At 39.7% G+C, this 20,990-nt stretch carries 15 protein-coding genes and 1 other RNA gene; 8 read left to right on the top strand and 8 right to left on the bottom strand.

Going from position 1 to position 20,990, the window contains the following annotated elements; all coding sequences use genetic code 11:
* Window positions 1–22: 22 nt before the first annotated feature.
* The 3 genes from IE056_RS17170 to IE056_RS17180 all read right to left on the bottom strand — a co-directional run bounded on the left by IE056_RS17170 (window position 23) and on the right by IE056_RS17180 (window position 3,327).
* Window positions 23–865 carry a DUF2911 domain-containing protein gene (locus tag IE056_RS17170; protein ID WP_189606219.1) on the bottom strand — a complete coding sequence of 281 codons (843 nt, stop codon included), beginning with the start codon at window positions 863–865 and terminating at the stop codon, window positions 23–25.
* A 215-nt stretch (window positions 866–1,080) separates the two neighbouring features.
* On the bottom strand, window positions 1,081–1,791 hold the full coding sequence (gene kdsB, locus IE056_RS17175) for a 3-deoxy-manno-octulosonate cytidylyltransferase (protein WP_189606235.1): 711 nt from the start codon (window positions 1,789–1,791) through the stop codon (window positions 1,081–1,083).
* A 99-nt stretch (window positions 1,792–1,890) separates the two neighbouring features.
* A complete protein-coding gene (locus IE056_RS17180) occupies window positions 1,891–3,327 on the bottom strand; it encodes an ATP-dependent DNA helicase (RefSeq protein ID WP_189606220.1) in 1,437 nt (478 codons plus the stop codon).
* A gap of 112 nt (window positions 3,328–3,439) precedes the next feature.
* On the opposite strand from IE056_RS17180, the gene IE056_RS17185 reads away from it, so the two are divergent.
* The 4 genes from IE056_RS17185 to IE056_RS17200 are packed head-to-tail and all read left to right on the top strand — an operon-like array spanning window position 3,440 to window position 5,821.
* Window positions 3,440–4,093 (top strand): hypothetical protein, encoded by a 654-nt coding sequence (locus IE056_RS17185; protein ID WP_189606221.1) that lies wholly within the window; start codon window positions 3,440–3,442, stop codon window positions 4,091–4,093.
* The gene (locus IE056_RS17190) at window positions 4,077–4,901 is read left to right on the top strand and encodes a DUF3822 family protein (protein WP_189606222.1); all 825 of its coding nucleotides are present in this window, start codon (window positions 4,077–4,079) and stop codon (window positions 4,899–4,901) included. The genes IE056_RS17185 and IE056_RS17190 overlap by 17 nt, the downstream gene beginning before the upstream one ends.
* Complete coding sequence (locus IE056_RS17195; RefSeq protein ID WP_189606223.1) at window positions 4,901–5,440, top strand: RsmD family RNA methyltransferase; 540 nt, start codon at window positions 4,901–4,903, stop codon at window positions 5,438–5,440. The genes IE056_RS17190 and IE056_RS17195 overlap by 1 nt, the downstream gene beginning before the upstream one ends.
* 3 nt (window positions 5,441–5,443) lie before the next feature.
* On the top strand, window positions 5,444–5,821 hold the full coding sequence (locus tag IE056_RS17200; protein WP_189606224.1) for a hypothetical protein: 378 nt from the start codon (window positions 5,444–5,446) through the stop codon (window positions 5,819–5,821).
* On the opposite strand, the gene rnpB is transcribed toward IE056_RS17200, so the two are convergent.
* Window positions 5,820–6,165: RNase P RNA component class A (gene rnpB, locus IE056_RS17205), an RNA gene on the bottom strand. The two genes, IE056_RS17200 and rnpB, sit on opposite strands and share 2 nt — an antisense overlap.
* Before the next feature lie 236 nt (window positions 6,166–6,401).
* Here rnpB and IE056_RS17210 point away from each other — a divergent pair.
* Both IE056_RS17210 and IE056_RS17215 read left to right on the top strand, forming a co-directional pair.
* On the top strand, window positions 6,402–8,231 hold the full coding sequence (locus tag IE056_RS17210) for a DNA polymerase III subunit gamma/tau (RefSeq protein ID WP_189606225.1): 1,830 nt from the start codon (window positions 6,402–6,404) through the stop codon (window positions 8,229–8,231).
* A 1-nt stretch (window position 8,232) separates the two neighbouring features.
* Window positions 8,233–8,814, top strand: a complete 582-nt coding sequence (locus tag IE056_RS17215) for a MiaE family protein (protein ID WP_189606226.1) — start codon at window positions 8,233–8,235, stop codon at window positions 8,812–8,814.
* Here IE056_RS17215 and IE056_RS17220 read toward each other — a convergent pair.
* Genes IE056_RS17220 through pdxH form a run of 4 tightly spaced genes read right to left on the bottom strand, consistent with a single transcriptional unit; the run spans window position 8,811 to window position 12,948 of the window.
* A complete protein-coding gene (locus tag IE056_RS17220) occupies window positions 8,811–9,710 on the bottom strand; it encodes a Ppx/GppA phosphatase family protein (RefSeq protein WP_189606227.1) in 900 nt (299 codons plus the stop codon). The genes IE056_RS17215 and IE056_RS17220 overlap by 4 nt on opposite strands.
* Window positions 9,707–11,809, bottom strand: a complete 2,103-nt coding sequence (gene ppk1 / locus IE056_RS17225; RefSeq protein WP_189606228.1) for a polyphosphate kinase 1 — start codon at window positions 11,807–11,809, stop codon at window positions 9,707–9,709. The genes IE056_RS17220 and ppk1 overlap by 4 nt, the downstream gene beginning before the upstream one ends.
* A gap of 3 nt (window positions 11,810–11,812) precedes the next feature.
* Window positions 11,813–12,298: a SixA phosphatase family protein gene (locus IE056_RS17230; protein ID WP_189606229.1), complete on the bottom strand. Its 486-nt coding sequence runs from the start codon at window positions 12,296–12,298 to the stop codon at window positions 11,813–11,815.
* A gap of 2 nt (window positions 12,299–12,300) precedes the next feature.
* A complete protein-coding gene (gene pdxH, locus IE056_RS17235; protein WP_189606230.1) occupies window positions 12,301–12,948 on the bottom strand; it encodes a pyridoxamine 5'-phosphate oxidase in 648 nt (215 codons plus the stop codon).
* A 505-nt stretch (window positions 12,949–13,453) separates the two neighbouring features.
* On the opposite strand from pdxH, the gene IE056_RS17240 reads away from it, so the two are divergent.
* The gene (locus IE056_RS17240; protein ID WP_189606231.1) at window positions 13,454–13,954 is read left to right on the top strand and encodes a hypothetical protein; all 501 of its coding nucleotides are present in this window, start codon (window positions 13,454–13,456) and stop codon (window positions 13,952–13,954) included.
* Between the two features lie 25 nt (window positions 13,955–13,979).
* A partial coding sequence (locus IE056_RS17245; protein WP_189606232.1) for an HYR domain-containing protein occupies window positions 13,980–20,990 on the top strand: 7,011 nt, incomplete at its 3' end.

A 20,990-nucleotide genomic window follows, 5' to 3' on the forward strand; every position in this document is an offset into this window, starting at 1 on the left:
TTTTCTATAAGTGTGATTTAAATCACTGTGCTCCCCACTCCTTCAGGGAATCATTGTTCATTTTAACGTAATCCTGATTTCCGGCTTTTTCTGCTGCTGCCTTAGATAATTTGGCAGATTTAACAGCTTCTTCTTTTTTCCCAAGATCGGCTTCGATTAAAGACTTTTTTCGATATACCCAAAAAGCAGGATCATTACCCTCTACAGCTTTTTGAATATACTCATATGCTTTATTAAGGTTTTTACCCGAATCATGATAGTAACTGGCAGCTGCAAAATAATCATTGGCCGTAGGACCGTTCATTACCCTGTCGATACTGGCCATTGTAATAGCATCTGTAGGCACCTCAAATTCCAGTAGTACTACCGTATGATCCCAAATGATATTCAGAGTTGCTGAATCCATCTTTAGTTCGTCGAACATGATCGTGAAAGTTTCCATTGGAAATGGCAGCTCCTGAACCTTTGCTGTAGTGCGTAAAGCAATTTTTTCTTCATCCCAGTCCTGCGGCACACCCCAGTTATTACTGTCTTTGTAAAAGATCACTTCCCATTCCCCCTTTTTGGGAACCGTATATAGCCCATAGGTTCCCATAGGTAATTCCTCTCCTCCTATTGTCACATTATCACTAAAGGTTATTTTGGTATTGGAATTCGCTCCCGTTCTCCATACCTGGTCGTAAGGAACAAGATCTCCAAAAATGGTGCGGCCTCTCATTCCTGGTCGGGAATATTCAAGAGTAACATCTGTGAGGCCTACCTTCTGTTCTATTCTAGAAAAAGGACTAGGCTGGGGCGTCTGGATCTGACCAAAGCTTACACAGGAAATAAATCCGGCGCAAAGAAATAAAATTAAATTTTTCATATTTTTAGATTGTTGGTTTGATCAAAGATATATAATTTCTTTACTGAAAAACCAGATTTTTCTATACAGCAGAAATGAAGACTTCTGGAAGAATTTCTATTACAACATATTCCGATAGACTCTGAATATCAAGGCAATATAAACCCTGAAGCTAAATTCACTCTTTAACATTGGAATCTCCGATTTTCTGAAATTCAATTGCAGTAAAACCTGCATTAGAACATTTTTCTGGCCTCCTCAAGGTCTTCCGGAGTATCTATACCAACTCCTAGCACAGTTGTTTCCACCATTTTTATGTTGTGCCCGTATTCAAGATAGCGAATACATTCTATTTTTTCGGTAGCTTCCAGTTCCAGCATTGGCAGTTTATAGAAGTCCATTAAAGCAGCTTTTCTAAAAGCGTAGATCCCGATATGTTTATAATAAGTTACTCCGGAATTTCTCTCCCGTGCATATGGAATGGGTGATCTTGAAAAATATAAGGCAAACCCATCTTTATTGGTGATCACCTTTACATTATTGGGATTATCAATGTCTTTTTGCTGGTGCAGCGGAGTTTTAAGAGAAGCAAGATCAATTTTTTCGGCATCTTTCCCCCTGAAAACCTCCAGCACTTTCCGCAGGCTTTCGGCATCAATCATTGGCTCATCCCCCTGGACGTTTACCACAATATCCACTTCCATATCTTCTACGGCTTCGGCAATACGGTCACTGCCGCACTCGTGTTCCTTTTTGCTCATCAGGACATTTCCGCCAAATGACCTTATTTCAGAAAAAATAATATTACTATCCGTCACCACATATACCTGTTCAAACAGTTGGGTGTTAACAGCAGCTTCATAAGTTCTTCTTATTACTGTTTTTCCATGAAGGTCCTGCATCAATTTCCCCGGAAATCGAGAAGCTGCATACCTCGCAGGGATCATGGCAATTATTTTAAGTGGTTTCTCGCTCAAAGCAATTCAATTATAGTGTTAAAAATCGGAAAGGAGTTAACTCCTACCCTTTAATTATTCTCATTTTTTTTAATCTGAAGTAAAAAAATCATCTTTAAACCCTATTAAATACAGTTTTTCCTTTGCACGGGTTACAGCAGTATAAAGCCATCTAAGGTAATCTTTATTCACACCGTCAGGCAAATAGGGTTGCTCCACGAAGACCGTGTGCCATTGCCCTCCCTGGGATTTATGACAGGTCATGGCATAAGAAAACTTTATTTGCAAGGCATTGAAGAATTTGTTGTTCTTCACCTTCAGGAACTTTTTATATTTAGATCTTTCCTCCTCATAATCTTTCATCACCTCCTGGTAAAGCGAATTCGATTCCTCGTAGGTAAGAGAGGGATTATTGCTTTCAAGGGTATCCAGCAACACCACAGTTTCAAAAGGTTTCATATTGGGATAATCTACCATCTGGACATTCACCTCTGCAAACCTGAAACCATACAATTCCTTAATCGACTGAATTTCCAGTACTTTTATGATATCCCCATTTGCAATAAAACCGGCTTCACTGTTTGGTTTGATCCAGAAATAATTGTTTTTAACCACCATCAAATAATCGCCGGCCGATATTTCTTCTTCCTGAAAAAGAATCCGGTTCCGAATTTGCTGATTGTACATATTCGCCCGTTTATTCGACCTCACAATAATAGTAGTATCCTCATGTCCAAGGTTTCGGTAAGAATCCTCAATGGCTTCCATGATCTCATGCCCATCAATGAGTCGTATCACATCTGCTTTAGGAGTCAACCGGAATTTAAACGATTCATAAAATTCCTCCCGTAGAGCATCACGAATAAGCGTAGCGTTTAAAAGGATATCACTTTCCTCGCTCTGCCTTACCACTTCATCCAGCTCAATATGAGTGACTTCCTTATAATAATTTGACTGCAGCTTCTGCTCCTCGAGCGCCGGACTCACCTCCAATTTTACGGGAGGTAATTGTGCGGTATCTCCCATAAGGATTAACTGACATTTATGTCCCGAATACACATATTGGATGAGATCATCCAAAAGAGATCCGTTCTCGAACATTTTAGCATCATTGTTAACATCGGGGATCATGGAAGCTTCATCCACAATAAAAATAGTATTCCGGTGCTTGTTGGGCTGCAGGACAAATTGTACTCCGGCACCAGATTTTTTCTTCGGAAAATAGATCTTTTTATGGATCGTATGAGCTTCCCTTCCGGAGTAGTTAGATATCACTTTTGCCGCCCTTCCGGTAGGCGCAAGTAGTACTCCGCTCTTTTTTATCTTCCATAAATTCTTTACAAGAGAACTTATTATGGTAGTTTTTCCTGTTCCTGCATAGCCTTTCAGGAGAAAAAGAGCATCTTTTTTTTCATCGATCACAAAGGATGAAATTTGTTGTAAAGCAATGTCCTGCTTCAACTTGGCCTTAAAACCAAGATCCTCCAGAAGAAGGTTGTAAAAAGAACCAACATTAAATTTCTCCATAAACTCGTCTCAAATCTCAAAGATACTAATGATTTTTAGCAGAGAAACTTTTGCGAATAAAAAAAAGTTGTAGATTTGCGATGAACACTTATTAACTAAAATTTCACAAAGCATGAAACTTGTATTTCAATTACTTCTTTGGATTGTAATAATAGTCCTGGGATATCTTGTATTTAATTCGGTATACGAGCCTATCCAATTTGATAAAGTTAAAGAAAAGCGCTACGCAAAAGTAATTGAAAACCTTAATGATATAAGGGCCGCCGAGATGGCTCACCGTCAGGTTACCGGAAGGTTTGAAGGTAACTTTGACAATCTAGTTCGTTTTCTTGATACTGCACAGTTTACTCTAACGCAGCGAAGAGATACCGTCTATCTTGATGAAGAATACCTGGAAACCTACGGTGTAGACCAGTATGTAGAAGATGTTGTGATTGACACTCTTGGTTTTGTATCTGTAAAAGATTCCTTGTACAAAGGAGATGAACAACGATACAGAGAAATGATAAATGTTCCTATTGATGGTGTAGACGCTCAATTTGAGCTGGATGCAGGAACTGTTACAAAAGGTACTAACCAAATTCCGGTATTTGAAGCCAAAGTTTCTAAGGATGTTGTGTTACATGATCTTAACAAAGACCTTGTAATGCAGGAAAAAGAAGTAATGTCTGTAGACGATATAAATGGTCCTTATATTAGCGTTGGTTCTATGGAAGAAGTCAACACCAGCGGTAACTGGCCTTTAAAATATGGTAAAAACGAATAATTCAAAAAATAATTTTTATAAATTGTCCATTCAGGTTAGCCTGAATGGACTTTCTTTTTGTGCTATAAACAAACCTCTAAACACGATTGTCTTTTTTAAGGTAATTGACTATAGGAAGAGATTAAACCCCATTGAGGTCCTTCAGCAGATTGAAAAGGTGTATGAAAAAGAAGAATTTTTAAGAACTCCTCTTGATGAAGTAATCCTTCTTTTTTCCAATGAACTCTACAGCCTCGTTCCCGAAAAGTTTTTTATAGAAGACAATGCTTCAGATTATTTAAAGTTCAACACGAAGATTCTGGAAACAGATTTTGTCGCTCAGGATCACCTGGAGGAGCATGAACTGGTGAACGTTTATATTCCCTTTACCAATATCATTAATTTCTTTTTCGATCAATACGGCGAATTTGAATATCGGCATGATACTTCAGTTCTTGTAGAGGAACTCTTAAAGCTGAACAAAGAAAAAAAGGTCGGCACAAAGATGTATGTCAATAATTATCCTTCGGGATATGACTTGGTCGTTATTCAGGAGGGGAAATTGATCCTTACCAACTCTTTTACCTGCGATACTAAAGAGGATTTCATTTATTATCTTCTTTTCACAGCAGAACAACTGGAGCTTGATCCTTCCTCCTTTGACCTGATTTTCCTTGGCGATATCTCTAAAGAATCTGAAAGGTATAAAATCGCCTATACGTACATCAAAAATTTAAGTTTCCTGAAAACTTCTTTTGGTTTCATTTTTGAAGCCGGAAGTGTTCTGCCAAAAGGCTACGCACATTTTACCACATTTAAATCACTTTAATGAGAATCGTTTCAGGGACACATAAAGGAAAAAAGATCTTTGCACCTAAAAAGTTGCCGGTACGTCCAACAACCGATTTTGCTAAAGAGGCACTTTTTAATATTCTGAACAATCAATATCACTTTTCGGGACTTACGGTTCTGGATCTTTTTAGCGGCACCGGAAATATTTCTTACGAATTTGCTTCTCGCGGTGCAGAATCCATTATTGCCGTAGACGGGCATTTTGAATGTGTAAAATTTATTAGTAAAACGGCTACTGAGCAGGATATGCCTATTTCTGCTGTAAAAAGTGATGTTTTCAAATATCTGAATTCAACTTCGGTGACCTCAAAGATCATTTTTGCAGATCCGCCCTATAATTTTGAAGTTGATTCCCTGGAAAAAATAGTTACCTCTACATTTGAAAATAACCTGCTAAAGGAAGACGGAGTTTTGATCATCGAACATTCCAAAAAAATGGATTTATCAAACCTTGAACATTTCTCGGAATCCAGAAAATATGGAAATTCGGTATTCAGCTTTTTTTATGTATCTTAAAGCATGGCTTCCACTTTAAAAACTAAAGATCTGGATTTCGTGATTCTGAAATTTCATGAAAATTTTGTTATTTCAGAATTAAAGGATGGCGTTTTGCTGGAACAGAAAAAATTAAACAGGCTGATCAAAATCTGTACAGATTTTTATAAAGAAAAAAGGTTCATCTATATCTCCAAAAGGATCAATAACTACAATGTCAATCCTGTTGTCTATCTCAATTTAAAAGAGGTAAAAAATCTTGGAGGAATTGCTATTGTATGCAGCCATAACAACTGCTTTAGTACAGCGAGTTTTGAAAAAAATTTTTCCAAAATCCCTTTTGAAGTTTTTCTTGATTTTGAAGAAGCTGTAAAATGGGCCGAAGACCTTCTGAAAAAATAAAAAAAGCAGACCTGTAAGCCGGATTTTGTATCCTCATTGAAGGGGATCCTTATCATTTATCTGAGATTTTTGTTACCAAAAACCTTTAGCTGCCTACCCTCCGGCAACGGACGGGCAATCCTTAAATGCCGGTTTACATGGCATTGCACCGCATAGAGTTTACCTGATTTCACTACAGCATTACCTGTACATCCTTTCTGTTGCACTGGTCCTAATCCCCTTTCGTTACCGAAAAAAGATTGGTGGGCGTTACCCACTATGCCGCCCTGTGGTGTCCGGACTTTCCTCCATCCCGCTTTTCCCGATAGCTATCGGGACGGGACAGCGATAAGGCGATCTGCTTTGTGGCAAAGATACTATGGAAATAACTTTTTTGAACTACCTTCTATCGTTCTATTTTAAAGAAAATATTGTACTACAAAAATTAGCAGTCGTCTTTTGAGCCTGCCCGATTATCTTTTTTCAGCATAAAATAACTACCGGAAAAAAAATCTTTTAACCAGAATTTGTGGATAAAATAAACCAATAGATTCCCTACTTCGAATATGTATTTTTATATTTGTCGGGATAAAGAATTTCAATGGAACATTTTGTAGTATCGGCAAGAAAATACCGCCCTCAAACTTTTAAAGATGTAGTGGGCCAGCAGGCTATTACCAATACTTTACTCAATGCCATTGAACATGATCATCTGGCCCAGGCACTGTTATTTACAGGACCTCGCGGAGTAGGAAAAACTACCTGCGCCCGTATCCTGGCCAAAAAGATCAATCAGGACGGCACCGAGAATCCACAGGAAGATTTTGCTTTCAATATCTTTGAGCTGGATGCAGCCTCTAACAACTCGGTAGACGATATCAGGAATCTTATCGATCAGGTAAGGATCCCGCCACAGGTAGGTCAATACAAGGTTTATATTATCGATGAGGTACACATGTTGTCCCAGGCGGCCTTCAATGCTTTTCTAAAAACTCTGGAAGAGCCACCAAAGCATGCCATCTTTATACTTGCTACTACAGAAAAACACAAGATCATCCCTACGATCCTTTCCCGTTGTCAGATTTTCGACTTTAAAAGGATTACCGTAAAAGATGCCAAACAATATCTTGGCCATATAGCAGAACAGGAAGGCGTGAATGCAGAGGATGACGCTTTGCACATCATTGCTCAGAAAGCTGATGGAGCCATGAGAGACGCCCTTTCCATCTACGACAGGGTAGTAAGCTTTAGCGGAAATAACCTTACCCGGCAGGCTGTTACCGAAAACCTGAACGTGCTTGATTATGACACTTATTTAAGTGCTACAGAGCTTATTTTACAAAACGATATTCCCCAACTGCTGGTATTGTACAACGAGATCCTGTCTCACGGCTTTGACGGACATCATTTTATAGCAGGATTGGCATCACATTTCAGAGATCTGCTTGTTTGCAAGGATCCTAAAACAATAAACCTGCTGGAGGTGGGAGAAAACACGAAGGCACAATATTTTGAACAATCTCAAAAAGCTTCTACCCCGTTTCTTCTGAAAGGGATTGAGCTGGCTAATGAGTGTGATCTCCAGTATAAAAACAGCAGAAACCAGAGGCTGTTGGTTGAACTTTGCCTAATGCAATTAGCCTCTGTCACTTTCGACGGAGAAAAAAAAAAGTATGATCACTTCATAATTCCGGCGTCTCATTTTACTCAGGCTCCCGCACCCGCACCTGCATTGAAATTATCGCGGGAAGAAAAAGCCGTCATTACGAATAATGAATATTCGGAGGGAGATTCTGCTCCTTCTCAACAATCACAAATTCCTTCAACTGAAGTCGGAAAATCCTCCTGTGCTCCTGAAACTAATCTGTCTGAAGCTTCCGGAGAGGTTCAGGAAGAAAACGATGAAGCTATAATTCCGGTTCAGGAACCTGAAACAGATAAAACTCCTTCAGTAGAAATAAAGACTGAAAAAAGGAAGGTTTCCGGGTTGTCGTTAAAAAGTATTCAGAAGAAAAAAGAGCTGGAAGCACAACAACGACAGGCAGAAAAAGAAAGAGCAATAGAAAAAAACGAAGATTTCACAGAAGCACAAATGCTTGAAGCCTGGAAAGAATTCGTAGACAAACAGCATGAGCAGGGCGAAAAGATACTGGCATCTATTATGGAAACCGATACGCCGCGGCTGGAAGGGAAAAATATTTGCCTGGAGCTTCCTAACGATACCATGAAGCAGGAGCTTGAACGTGCACAGTATCATCTGTTAGGGCACATTAAAGATAAATTACAGAATACCCATATTGCCCTTAAAATAAAGGTAAATGAACAGGTAGCTAAAAAATATGCCTTTACTCCAATGGAGAAATATGAAAAACTTAGGGAAAAGAATCCTTTGATCGATAAATTACGCACCACTTTTGATTTAGATATTTAATATGTTAGGCTTAAAACTTCCAACAGACCCGAGATGGGCTAATATTGCAGAAAAAAACATAGAAGAAATCCTTATTGATCACGCGTGGTGTGAACAGAAAGCGGCTTCAACTGCCATTTCCCTAATTGTTACCTATCCCGAGTATCCCGAACTGGTGACGGCCATGACAGCACTCACCAAAGAAGAAATGAGCCATTTTAAAATGGTTCATGACAAACTGCTGGAACGTGGGCTTACACTGGGGAGAGACCGAAAAGATGAATATGTCTTACAATTGCTGAAGTTTTTCCCAAAAGGAGGAAGCAGGCTCACCAACCTAATTCACCGACTGTTGTATGCTGCACTTATTGAAGCCAGAAGCTGTGAAAGGTTCAGGTTACTATCAGAAAAATTAAAGGATAAGGAGCTTGCCGAGTTCTACCACAACCTTATGGTGAGCGAAGCAAACCATTACACCATGTTCCTAAATTTTGCCCGTAAATTTGGTGACCGCAAAGAGGTGGATCAAAAGTGGCAAGAACTTCTGGAATATGAAGCAGAGATCATGAAAGATCTTGGAACTTCAGAAACTGTGCACGGTTAAACAACTTCAAGATTTTCCTGATATAAAGATTTAATAATCCCATCTGATAGTCCTATTTTCGGTACGTAAATCCTACGGGCACGGGTCCATTTCATTGCTGAAAGGTAGATCTTCGCCGCCGGAACGATCACATCTGCCCTATCCTGATTCAGGTTCAATTCAGTGATCCTTTCTTCATAGGTAAATGACTGCAGCAACTGATAATAAGAACTTAAGTAGAAAAAACTGAGAGGCTTCCCGGCAGATTTTCCGCTACTTTTAAAAATATTATTGATATTCCCACCAGATCCTATAAGGTCTATTTTTGAATATTTCTTAGTCACAGATTTTATCCATTGTTCCACCTCATTCCACACATCCTGGGAGACCATTTCGTTGAGCAAACGCACTGTACCTAATTTAAAAGATCGGGAAGCGATGGTCTTGCCATTAGAATACAAGGTGAACTCTGTACTTCCACCTCCAACATCTACGTACAAATAGGTTTTATCGGTTTTAATAAGGGCATGTAAGTCTGTAGCTGCAATGATAGCAGCTTCATCATTTCCGTCAATAATGTTGATCTTAATACCTGTTTTTTCCTCCACCAGGTCAGCAACTTCCTGTCCATTCAAAGATTCCCGCATAGCAGAAGTGGCACAGGCTTTAAACTTTTCGATCTTATGGGATTTCATTAATAGCTGAAAAGCCTGCATCGTATCGACTATCCTGGTAATATTTTCAGAAGAGATCTTTTTAGAAATAAAAACATCGCTTCCAAGGCGTATTGGTACCCGTACAAGAGAGGTCTTTTTAAAGAGAGGTTCCCGCCCCTCCTGCTCAGTAATAGTTGAGATCAGCAACCTCACGGCATTGGAGCCTATATCTATAGCGGCATATTTTTTTTGATTGATCAAGATCTTTCTTTTTCTATTTTTTTTAAATAATAATCATAAAGTGCAAACTGCGACCGTAGGGCGGGCTTATTATTCTTGCGATATGCATTGTCCTGGCTGGCAGAAAGTACTCTTGCTTTAACATTATCCTTCCAGCATATTTCGAAAGTATCCATTATTTCCTGCTGGATACTATGATCGTAAATAGGACAGCCAATTTCCACCCGAAGGTCGAGATTTCGGGTCATCCAGTCTGCAGATGAAATGTAGATCTTTGGTTTACCTCCATTTTCAAAAATATACAGTCTTGGATGCTCAAGATATTTATCTAAAATACTAATTACTTCAATATTCTCACTCATTCCTTCAATACCGGGGACCAGGCAGCAAATTCCCCGAACAATAAGTTTGATTTTCACACCTGCACGACTGGCATCATACAACCTGTCAATCATTGTATAGTCAGACAGGCTGTTCAGTTTTAGCCTTATCCCCGCAGGATTTCCGGCTGCCGCATTTTCTATTTCAGTTTGGATGAGTTTTATAAGGGCAGAACGGGTGTAGTGAGGAGAAACAATAAGATGTTTATACCTGTTGATCTTGTAGTTGACTTCAAAGAAATCAAAAACCTTATTTACCTCTTTCAGAATGGGCTGGTTGGCTGTAAAAAGGGTATAATCTGAATAAATTCTCGCAGTAGATTCATTGAAATTTCCAGTGCTTATGAAGCCGTATTTTTTTAGCCTTCCCTCTTCTTGGCGTTCAATTACACAAGCTTTACAATGCACTTTCAAACCTTTTACCCCAAAAATGAGGTTTACCCCCTCCTTCTGAAGTTGTTCTGCATAATTGATATTCGCCACCTCATCAAAACGTGCCCTGAGTTCTATTTGAACTGTGACTTTTTTGCCATTCTTCACGGCATTGATAAGAGAACTGGCTATATGAGAAATTTTGGCCAGGCGATAAATGGTGATCTTAATTGTTCTTACCTGAGGATCTAAGGCCGATTCTCTCAAGAACTTTACGATATAGGAGAAATTCTGATAAGGGGTGTGCAGCAAATAATCTTTTTCTGCTATTCCTTTTAGCAGACTTGTTTGCAATACCAGTCCCGGAATAGATAGGGGCTCATAAAATTCATACAGCAATTCTTCCCTGCCAAGGCTTGGGAAGTTCATATAATCACGCCTGTTATGATAGCGCCCTCCCGGAATAATACTATCGGTAACATCAATACCCATTTTATTCATTAAATACTGAAGGGTATCTTCTTCAATATTCATATCATATACAAAACGCACAGGCTCTCCTTCTATTCTATCCTGGACACTTTCGGATATTTTCTCAATAAAAGATTTACTAAGATCACTATCAATATCCAGTTCTGCATCTCTGGTGATCTTGATCATGTGAGCAGAAACGCTTTCATACTCAAAAATATTAAATATGGAATGAAGATGATATCTTATGAGATCATCGAGCAACATGACATACTGTTTTTTTCCTTCTTTTGGAAGCACCACAAAACGTTCAATACTTCGGGGAATCTCTATTAAAACATATTTTTTCTCTGTAACAGCAGCTTTTGCTGTTGTAGGTACTCCTTCTTTTTGTGCCGGAGACTTCATGGTCATTTTTACTGCCAGATAAGCTGCGCTGTCTTTAAGGCGGGGCAGTTCTGCCAAATCGTTAAGAATAATCGTCACAAGCGCCGGACTGACCTTTTGCAGAAAGAAATTCTTGAGAAATTTCTTTTGAGAATTCTCTACCTGCTTTTCATTAATGATGAAAATGTTATGATCCGTAAGCTTATTTTGTATGGAATCAAGTATTTTCAAACTCTCACTTTGCTGTTCTATAACAATTTGAGTAATCTCCTCCAACAGCGTACTTGCTTTTACACCACCTAAAACACTTTTACCTCCTTTTCCTGCAAGGTCAATTCTTTTTATGGTCGCATATCTAACCTTAAAAAATTCATCCAGATTATTTGAAAAGATCCCTATGAATCTTAATCTTTCGATGAGAGGAACAGTTTTATCTGCAGCTTCCTGTAAGACGCGGGCATTGAATTGTAACCAGCTTATTTCCCTGTTAACATATTGATTATTCTGCATATACTACCTTAAGTTCTTCGGAAACAAATATAGAAGGGTTTTCCCATTTTTAAGATCTTTCCAGGAATCTGTTTCAAATTCAATTACACATAATCCTGTGGTAGGAACATTTTCAAAGGAAGAACTTCCAAGAGAGTTAACTACTTCGGTCATTGCCGGATTATGTCCAAACACCATTAACTGGTCCACGTTGTTATCACAGCTTTTTATTGTTTGCAACAGGACGGGGGCATCAAAAGTGTAAAGCTCTGCCTTTATATGGAAATCCTCATCCCTTATTTCTAATCGTTCCTTGAATATTTTAGCCGTAGTTAAAGCCCTTTTTGCATAGCTGCTCCAGATAGTAAAAGGCTTCTCAAAAGCACTTTTAAACCCATTGATCACCAGTTCGGCATCATTATAAGCTCTTTTTTTCAAAGGACGCTCATCATCTGGCAAGTCTTTCTCCCATGAGGATTTTCCGTGTCTAACGAGGATCAATCTCTTCATAATTAAGGTGCTAAACGATCAATTTTCCAGTTGGCATCGGATTCTTTTGTGAAATAAATCCGGTCATGAAGTCGGTTAGGCCTTCCCTGCCAGAATTCAAATTCGGACGGAATCACCTTGTAACCACCCCAATAAGGAGGTTTCGGGATTTCTTTTCCTTCATACTCGCGTTCCAACGCCTCAAGTTTCTTTTCTAGGAAATCACGGGAAGTTATCACACTACTTTGTTCAGAAGCCCAGGCACCCAGTCTACTTCCCCTGGGCCGGGAATTGAAATATTCCAGAGATGCTTCTTCCGAAGTTTTTTCAGCAATTCCTTTAATAATGACCTGCCGTTCGGAATCGGGCCAAAAGAACGATATGCAAACCTTTGGGTTATTCGCTATAGATTTTCCTTTTTCAGAAGAATAGTTGGTATAAAAAGTAAATCCTTCATTGTCATATTCCTTCAAAAGCACAACCCGGGACTTGGGAAATCCGTCCAGTCCCACAGTAGAAACTGTCATAGTGTTGACTTCTTCCACCTCTCTTGAGGCTTCAATTTCATCCAGCCAGATATTAAAAAGTTGAAATGGATCGAGCACAATCTCCTCTTCCAGGAGTTTATGCTTCTCGTATGATTTTCTGTAATCGTGGAGATTGTTTTTCATTACTGCAATTTACAAGATTTATGATGAAGACTAAAAAAGGGAATATGAAAAACTAAAGTTTTCACACCAAATACCTATTAAAACGGGGCTTTTCTTCGCCCTTCTTTACGCTCCTGAAATTACTCATATTTTCTCAAAAAATGGTCGTTTTGTGTAAAGGAATTTTTCATAAAAATGGACTTAAAAAAAAAAGCTTATGGTGGAAAACCCCTAGCTTAAAATATTAATTGTAACAGACTGCTTATATGTATTTTGTCCGTAAAAACGCACATTATATCTAAAACATCTGCAATTACTTTTTTTACCAGAATTTTGAAGATAGATTTACTTCACAATTCATATTTTAAGTTGCCCTTTAATCGAATTATGAACCGTAAAAACCACTTCCGAAAAAGCTAAAAAACTCTATTTCCTTATCGGCCGGACTTATTCCCCTGCAGGTCCATCAAATAGTGAATCCACTTCTCGTATAAGTAGTCGGAAAAACAACTCTCAATATACTATTATGAACATTAAATTAACCTGCATTATAGGAATTCTAAACCTGTTCCTTTTCTCACCTGCCAATTCCTTTGCGCAAAATAAGGTGATCCATTTAAACGATCTTATCCAGTCACCGGATAATTACAGCGAAACTTTTACTCTAAATGAATCTGAAGAGATCAATTCCCTGGTGTACGATATTCATCCAACTGTTTTCATAAGTGATGCAGAGATTAAAACTTTTGGCCAGGAAGCTCCCGTAAAAGCAGAATTTCACGCGGCCAATTACACACTCCTGCAAACAACCAATCAAAATTATAATGCGGTTAAGTTATTGACGATTAAAATAAACAAAGCCGCAGATCTTAATGCTACTATTGATGCTGCTACTCTTACTGCATTCCGCAGCCTGAAATATATCCTCATAGAATGTTCTTTTGACTGCAACTCAACGGCCATTCAAAATCTTTTCTCAAATCTGGAGGACATTTTGGTTTTCTATATCATCGCTACTCCTGAATAATATTCCTGCCGGTCAATTTAGCATTATGAAACAAAACTACTTTCAGTCCTTATCGGTTACATTTACAAGCTCATTTTTCCTCCTATTAATTTTCATACTGGGAGGAATTCAACATACAGATGCACAGGTAAGAAAGAATTTCAATCAACGGACTTCGCAATATTCTTCCAACAAAAAAATTTACAATATCAATGGAGATTTCACCATGATTGGGAATACCAACATGACGCTCGTGAATTATGGGGAGAATACCAACAATAGTAATAACCAGATGCAACATGTGGATGAAGATAACTCTACCTCCACAACTAATTCATCTATGGCCGAACTTACATTTTCTTCTGAAAATGATGCCGATCCAGGATGTTCAAAAATTATATATGCCGGTTTATACTGGACAGGAAGAACAAAGAACAAGATAGAGGATTCCAATAAACAATCGGTTAAATTTAAAACTCCTAAAGGTTCTTATAAAACGATTACCGCAAATTCAGCAGACATTCTTTTTCCGGGAGATGATAACATGTATGCGGCCTATGCAGAAGTCACTGACGAGGTAAAAACCGGAGGAACAGGGGAATATTGGGTAGCAGACATAGAAGTTTCTACTGGAAACGGCGGAGTCACAGGTTTTTACGGAGGCTGGGGATTGGTGGTTATCTATGAAAATGAGATGATGAACCTAAGGGATGTAACTGTTTTTGATGGATATGCCTATGTAGAAGGAAATAAAACCGCTTCATTTCAAATTCCGGTTTCAGGATTTAATACTGCCAAAGAAGGTCCGGTAAACATGAAACTGGGAATGATGGCCGGGGAAGGCGACAAAGGTATTTCCGGAGATTATTTTCAAATTAGAAATCAGGATAATTCTTCATGGATTGATCTAAACCACAGTCAGAATTCCCAAAATAATTTTTTTAATTCCTCTATAAAGACAGAAGGTAAAAGGCTACCAAACCTTAAAAACAACACCGGCCTCGATATCAGCATGTTTAATATACCGAACCCAAACAATTCGGTAATTAAAAATAATCAGACGTCCGCCAGATTTAGGTATGGATCGACGCAGGATACGTATGTTATTTTCAACATGGTCATGTCGGTGGATGCCTATGCTCCCGAAGTTGAAGGAATAAGCTCCATTTTTAGTATTGGAAATGATCCTGTTTCTCAGCCGTATTCGGCATTACCAGGCAATGAAATCACCTATAAAATAGACATAAAAAATAAAGGGACAGAACCTATAGAAAATGCAAAACTTGTAATTCCGGTTCCTTACAATGTAGAGTATATAACAAATTCCGCAGAAAAAAATATTTACTTCTCTCCTGCTCCTGCCCCGAATCAGATTACCTATGATCCTTCCCTTGGAGCTACAGGTTCCCTTGTCTGGAATATCGGAACATTACCTGATTCTGATAATACTAATAATATCCTTGCCGATTTGCGGGTTAGTTTCAAAGTTACCGAAGATTGTACCATTTTAAAAAACTCCAGCTGTGGAGATGGTGCAAATATTTCCTTTAAAGGAAGCATCAGCGGAAAAGGGAAAATTAGTGGTACTGCTTTTCAAAATGTTGATCTCATACAGGGATATACTGAAGATGGTTTCTGCCAGGGACAACCTATTTCCGAAACTTTGGGTGTAGCCATAGACGCCGAAGATTTTATTGCAAAAAATTGTGGTAATACTCCAAATGAAAGGGAGTTTGTTTTCTGTAACATCGGAAATGGAATTCCGGTTTCCAGTATAAATTCTGCATTTCCTGCCGGAACACGATTTTATAATGAAAATCCAGTCACTACAAGTTCTACGGAATACTCTGTTAACAATCCTTTCCCAAATTCTTCGGGACAGTTTTATGCAGTTTTACCGAGGTCTGAGAACTGTTTTATATCATTCAACATCGTTGTAAATGAGATAACTTCTGTTCCCAATGCACCAGATGTTGAGTACTGTGTAGGTGAAGAGGCCGCTGCCCTTAAGGCCACGCCTAGCCTTTCAAACTATTCGCTTTTCTATTATACTTCTGAAAATGGAACTCCTCAAACCTCTATTACTCCTTCTACTGAAGAAGCCGGGGAATTCACCTATTATGTTGCCGAAGGAGAGTCCTCAAGCTGTATAAGCCCTAACAAAACTTCCATTACCGTAACAGTTTTCTCAAAACCGGAAGTTACTTCACCGGAAAATATAGAAATTGAAGGTTGTGGCACAGAGTTCAGCAGTTCCTCAGTTCCGGGCTTTTCAACTCAATTCACTACCATCACCAAAAATTCTTTCGAAAATCTGGGAGGTACGATTGCCTCGGAAAAGGATATTCAAAAAATCCAATATCGGGACAAACTTGATCAGACCTTTCCTGCTGTAATCACCAGAACTTTCAGAATAGCTTCTGAATGTGGTAGTGTTGATGTACAACAGGTAATCAAAGTAAAAGATGTCACCTCTCCTGAGGACATTTCTTTAGAAGAAATCACGGCACAATGTGCGGCGGAAGTTGCAGCGCCTTTAACCATAGATAATTGTGACGGAGAAATTACAGCGACCACTACTGATGCTGTTTCTTTTACAGAACAAGGTAATTATTTTATTACCTGGACCTTTACCGACAAGAGCGGAAACCAAACCACCGCGGTTCAAAAAGTAATTATTAAAGACACTGTCGTTCCTGAAATTACTTGTCCAAATGACATTTCTGAGACCGTAGGAGAAAATGGAACTACAGCCGTGGTTACATACGACGCTCCTGTTGCTTCCGATAATTGTGAGTTCACAGTTGAACAAACTGCCGGACTTGCTTCAGGTTCTGAGTTCCCATTAGGAACCACTACTAACACTTTTGTAGTGACCGATGCTGCAGCAAACACTGCTACCTGTAGCTTTGATGTGACCATCACCGATGATGAAGATCCAACTATAACTTGTCCTGAGAACATTGACGTAAATGTTGATGCTGGAATCTGCGGCGCTGTTGTAGAATTCACAACTCCGGAAGGTGCTGACAATTCAGATGATGTAACTGTAACTCAAATTGCAGGTCCGGTGTCAGGAGAAGTTTTCCCTGTGGGAACTACGACTGTAACTTTCCAGGCGGAAGACGCTTCAGGTAACACTGCAACTTGTAGCTATACCGTAACTGTAAACGACAATGAAGCTCCGGAAATTACTTCAGGTGCTAACATCACTCAGAATGTAGATGTAGATTCATGTTCTGCAACTGTGGAATACGAACTACCAACGGCAACCGATAATTGTGAAGGGGTTGAAGTAATTTTAACTGAAGGATTTACTTCAGGAGAAGTTTTCCCACTGGGAGAAACTACTGTGACTTACACAGCGACTGATGCTGCCGGAAATACTGTAACTACTACTTTCACTGTAACTGTGGTTGATAATATCGCTCCGGAAATCTCTTGTCCAAATGATATTTCTCAGCCTGTTAGTGAAAATGGAACTACTGCAACCGTCACTTACGAAGTAGTAGCTGCAGACAATTGCGAGTTTACTGTTGAACAAACTGCCGGACTTGCTTCAGGATCTGAATTCCCATTGGGAACTACTACCAATACTTTTGTAGTAACCGATACTGCCGGAAACACTGCTACCTGTAGCTTTGATGTGACCATCACCGATGATGAAGATCCAACATTAACTTGTCCTGAAAACATTGACGTAAATGTTGATGCCGGAATCTGTGGCGCGGTGGTAGAATTTACAACTCCGGAAGGTTTTGATAACTCAGGGGACGTAACTTTAACCCAGATTGCCGGTCCGGAATCAGGTGAAGTTTTCCCAGTGGGAGTTACGACTGTGACTTTCCAGGTGGAAGACACTGCCGGAAACACTGCAACCTGTAGCTTTGAAGTAACTGTAAATGACAATGAAGCTCCTGAAATTACTTCAGTGGCCAATATCACGCAGAATGTGGATGTCGATTCTTGTTCTGCAACTGTGGAATACGAACTACCGACTGCCACCGATAATTGTGAAGGAGTTGAAGTTACTTTAACTGAAGGCTTAACTTCAGGAGAAGTTTTCCCACTTGGGGAAACCACTGTGACTTATACTGCTACCGATGCTGCAGGAAATACTGTAACTACTACTTTCACCGTGACTGTGGTTGACAACATTGATCCAACCATCGTTTGTCCTGGTGATATTTCTCAGCCTGTTGGAGAGAATGGAACATCTGCCATCGTAACTTACGAGCTAACCGCTCAAGACAATTGCGAGTTCACTGTTGAACAAACTGAAGGTTTAGCTTCAGGATCTGAATTCCCATTAGGAACCACTACCAACACATTTGTAGTGACCGATGCTGCCGGAAACACTGCTACCTGTAGCTTTGATGTAATCATCACCGATGATGAAGATCCAACCATCACCTGCCCTGCTCCAATCAACGTTAATGTCGATGCAGGAATTTGTGGTGCTGTTGTGGAGTTTGATACTCCCAAAGGTTTTGATAATTCAGGTGACGTAACTGTAACCCTGATCGCAGGTTCGGTGTCAGGGGAAGTTTTCCCTGTCGGAACTACTACTGTAACTTTCCAGGTGGAAGATGCTTCCGGAAATACTGTAACCTGTAGCTTTGATGTAAAAGTAACTGATAATGAGGATCCTGAAATCACTTCAGTTTCAAACATTACTCAAAATGTAGATGTGGATTCATGTTCTGCAACTGTGGAATATGAACTGCCAACTGCAACCGATAATTGTGAAGGGGTTGAAGTAATTTTAACTGAAGGCTTAGCTTCAGGAAGTGAATTCCCACTTGGTGAAACCACAGTGACCTACATTGCAACCGATGCTGCAGGAAACGAAGTAACTACTACTTTCACTGTAACTGTAGTTGATAATATTGCTCCGGAAATTGTTTGTCCAAATGACATTTTTGACACTGTAGTTTCCGGTGGAACCACTGCAGTTGTAAATTACGAGGCTCCTGTAGCTTCTGATAACTGCGAGTTCACCGTTGAACAAACTGCCGGACTTCCTTCAGGAAGTGAATTCCCATTGGGAACTACTACTAATACTTTCGTGGTGACCGATCCTGCTGGAAACACTGCTACCTGTAGCTTTGATGTAACCATCACCGATGATGAAGATCCAACTATAACCTGCCCTGCTCCTATTAATCTAAATGTTGATGCAGGAATCTGCGGCGCAGTTGTAGAATTTACAACTCCAGAAGGTGATGACAATTCAGGAGATGTAACTGTAACGCAAATTGCCGGTCCGGTTTCAGGTGAAGTTTTCCCTGTGGGAGTTACGACTGTGACTTTCCAGGTGGAAGACACTGCCGGAAACACTGTAACCTGTAGCTTTGATGTAACAGTAACTGATAATGAGGATCCTGAAATCACTTCAGTTTCAAACATTACTCAAAATGTAGATGTGGATTCATGTTCTGCAACTGTGGAATATGAACTACCAACTGCCACTGATAATTGTGAAGGGGTTGAAGTAATTTTAACTGAAGGCTTAACTTCAGGAGAAGTTTTCCCACTTGGGGAAACCACTGTGACTTATACTGCTACCGATGCTGCAGGAAATACTGTAACTACTACTTTCACTGTGACTGTGGTTGACAACATTGATCCAACCATCGTTTGTCCTGGTGATATTTCTAAGCCAGTTAGTGAGAATAGAACTTCTGCAACAGTAACTTACGAAGTAGTAGCTGCAGACAATTGTACTTATACTCTTGAACAAACTGCCGGACTTCCTTCAGGATCTGAATTCCCATTGGGAACTACTACAAACACCTTTGTTGTGACTGATGATGCCGGAAACAGCGCTACCTGTAGCTTTGACGTAATCATCAACGATAATGAAGATCCAACGATTTCATGTCCTGAGAACATTGACGTAAACGTTGATGCAGAAACATGCGGCGCGGTTGTGGAATTCACAACTCCGGAAGGTTTTGATAACTCAGGTTATGTAACTGTAACTCAAATTGCCGGTCCGGTGTCAGGAGAAGTTTTCCCTGTGGGAACTACTACTGTGACTTTCCAGGTGGAAGATGCTTCAGGAAACACTGCAACCTGTAGCTTTACCGTGACTGTAAATGATAATGAAGCTCCTGAGATAACTTCAGTGGCCAATATCACTCAGAATGTAGATGTAGATTCATGTTCTGCAACTGTGGAATATGAACTACCAACTGCCACTGATAATTGTGATGGTGTAACTGTGACATTAACTGAAGGTTTAACTTCAGGAGAAGTTTTCCCGCTAGGAAAAACCACAGTGACTTACACTGCAACCGATGCTGAAGGAAACGAAGTAACTACTACTTTCACGGTAACTGTAGTTGATAATATCGCTCCGGAAATTGTTTGTGTAAATGACATTTTTGACACTGTAGTTTCCGGTGGAACAACTGCAGTTGTAACTTACGATGCTCCTGTAGCTTCTGATAACTGCGAGTTCACTGTTGAACAAACTACCGGATTAGCTTCAGGAAGTGAATTCATATTAGGAACCACTACCAATACTTTCGTGGTAACTGATGCAGCCGGAAACACTGCTACCTGTAGCTTTGATGTGACTATCACGGATGATGAAGATCCAACGCTTGAGTGTCCTGCTCCAATCAACGTAAATGTTGATGCCGGAATCTGTGGCGCGGTGGTAGAATTCACCACTCCCGAAGGTTTTGATAACTCAGGGGACGTAACTGTAACCCAGATTGCCGGTCCGGAATCAGGAGAAGTTTTCGAAGTGGGAACTACTACTGTTACTTTCAAGGTAGAAGATGCTTCAGGAAACACTGCAACCTGCAGCTTTACTGTAACCGTAAATGATAACGAAGCTCCTGAAATTACTTCAGTGGCCAATATTACTCAGAATGTGGATGTCGATTCTTGTTCTGCAACTGTGGAATACGAACTACCAACTGCCACTGATAATTGTGATGGTGTAACTGTAGAAATGAATGAAGGTTTAGCTTCAGGAGAAGTTTTCCCACTGGGAGAAACTACCGTTACTTACACAGCAACCGATGCTGCAGGAAATGAAGTA

It is taken from the genome of Salinimicrobium marinum (assembly GCF_014651535.1).
Taxonomy (GTDB): Bacteria; Bacteroidota; Bacteroidia; order Flavobacteriales; family Flavobacteriaceae; genus Salinimicrobium; species Salinimicrobium marinum.

Excerpts from the sequence above, each read along its gene's own strand:
- IE056_RS17200 (WP_189606224.1), top strand. The coding sequence starts at position 5,444 with ATGGCTTCCACTTTAAAAACTAAAGATCTGGATTTCGTGATTCTGAAA.
- IE056_RS17210 (WP_189606225.1), top strand. The coding sequence starts at position 6,402 with ATGGAACATTTTGTAGTATCGGCAAGAAAATACCGCCCTCAAACTTTT.
- IE056_RS17215 (WP_189606226.1), top strand. The coding sequence starts at position 8,233 with ATGTTAGGCTTAAAACTTCCAACAGACCCGAGATGGGCTAATATTGCA.
- IE056_RS17180 (WP_189606220.1), bottom strand. The coding sequence starts at position 3,327 with ATGGAGAAATTTAATGTTGGTTCTTTTTACAACCTTCTTCTGGAGGAT.
- IE056_RS17230 (WP_189606229.1), bottom strand. The coding sequence starts at position 12,298 with ATGAAGAGATTGATCCTCGTTAGACACGGAAAATCCTCATGGGAGAAA.
- IE056_RS17240 (WP_189606231.1), top strand. The coding sequence starts at position 13,454 with ATGAACATTAAATTAACCTGCATTATAGGAATTCTAAACCTGTTCCTT.
- IE056_RS17195 (WP_189606223.1), top strand. The coding sequence starts at position 4,901 with ATGAGAATCGTTTCAGGGACACATAAAGGAAAAAAGATCTTTGCACCT.
- kdsB (WP_189606235.1), bottom strand. The coding sequence starts at position 1,791 with ATGATCCCTGCGAGGTATGCAGCTTCTCGATTTCCGGGGAAATTGATG.
- IE056_RS17170 (WP_189606219.1), bottom strand. The coding sequence starts at position 865 with ATGAAAAATTTAATTTTATTTCTTTGCGCCGGATTTATTTCCTGTGTA.
- pdxH (WP_189606230.1), bottom strand. The coding sequence starts at position 12,948 with ATGAAAAACAATCTCCACGATTACAGAAAATCATACGAGAAGCATAAA.
- IE056_RS17185 (WP_189606221.1), top strand. The coding sequence starts at position 3,440 with ATGAAACTTGTATTTCAATTACTTCTTTGGATTGTAATAATAGTCCTG.
- ppk1 (WP_189606228.1), bottom strand. The coding sequence starts at position 11,809 with ATGCAGAATAATCAATATGTTAACAGGGAAATAAGCTGGTTACAATTC.
- IE056_RS17190 (WP_189606222.1), top strand. The coding sequence starts at position 4,077 with ATGGTAAAAACGAATAATTCAAAAAATAATTTTTATAAATTGTCCATT.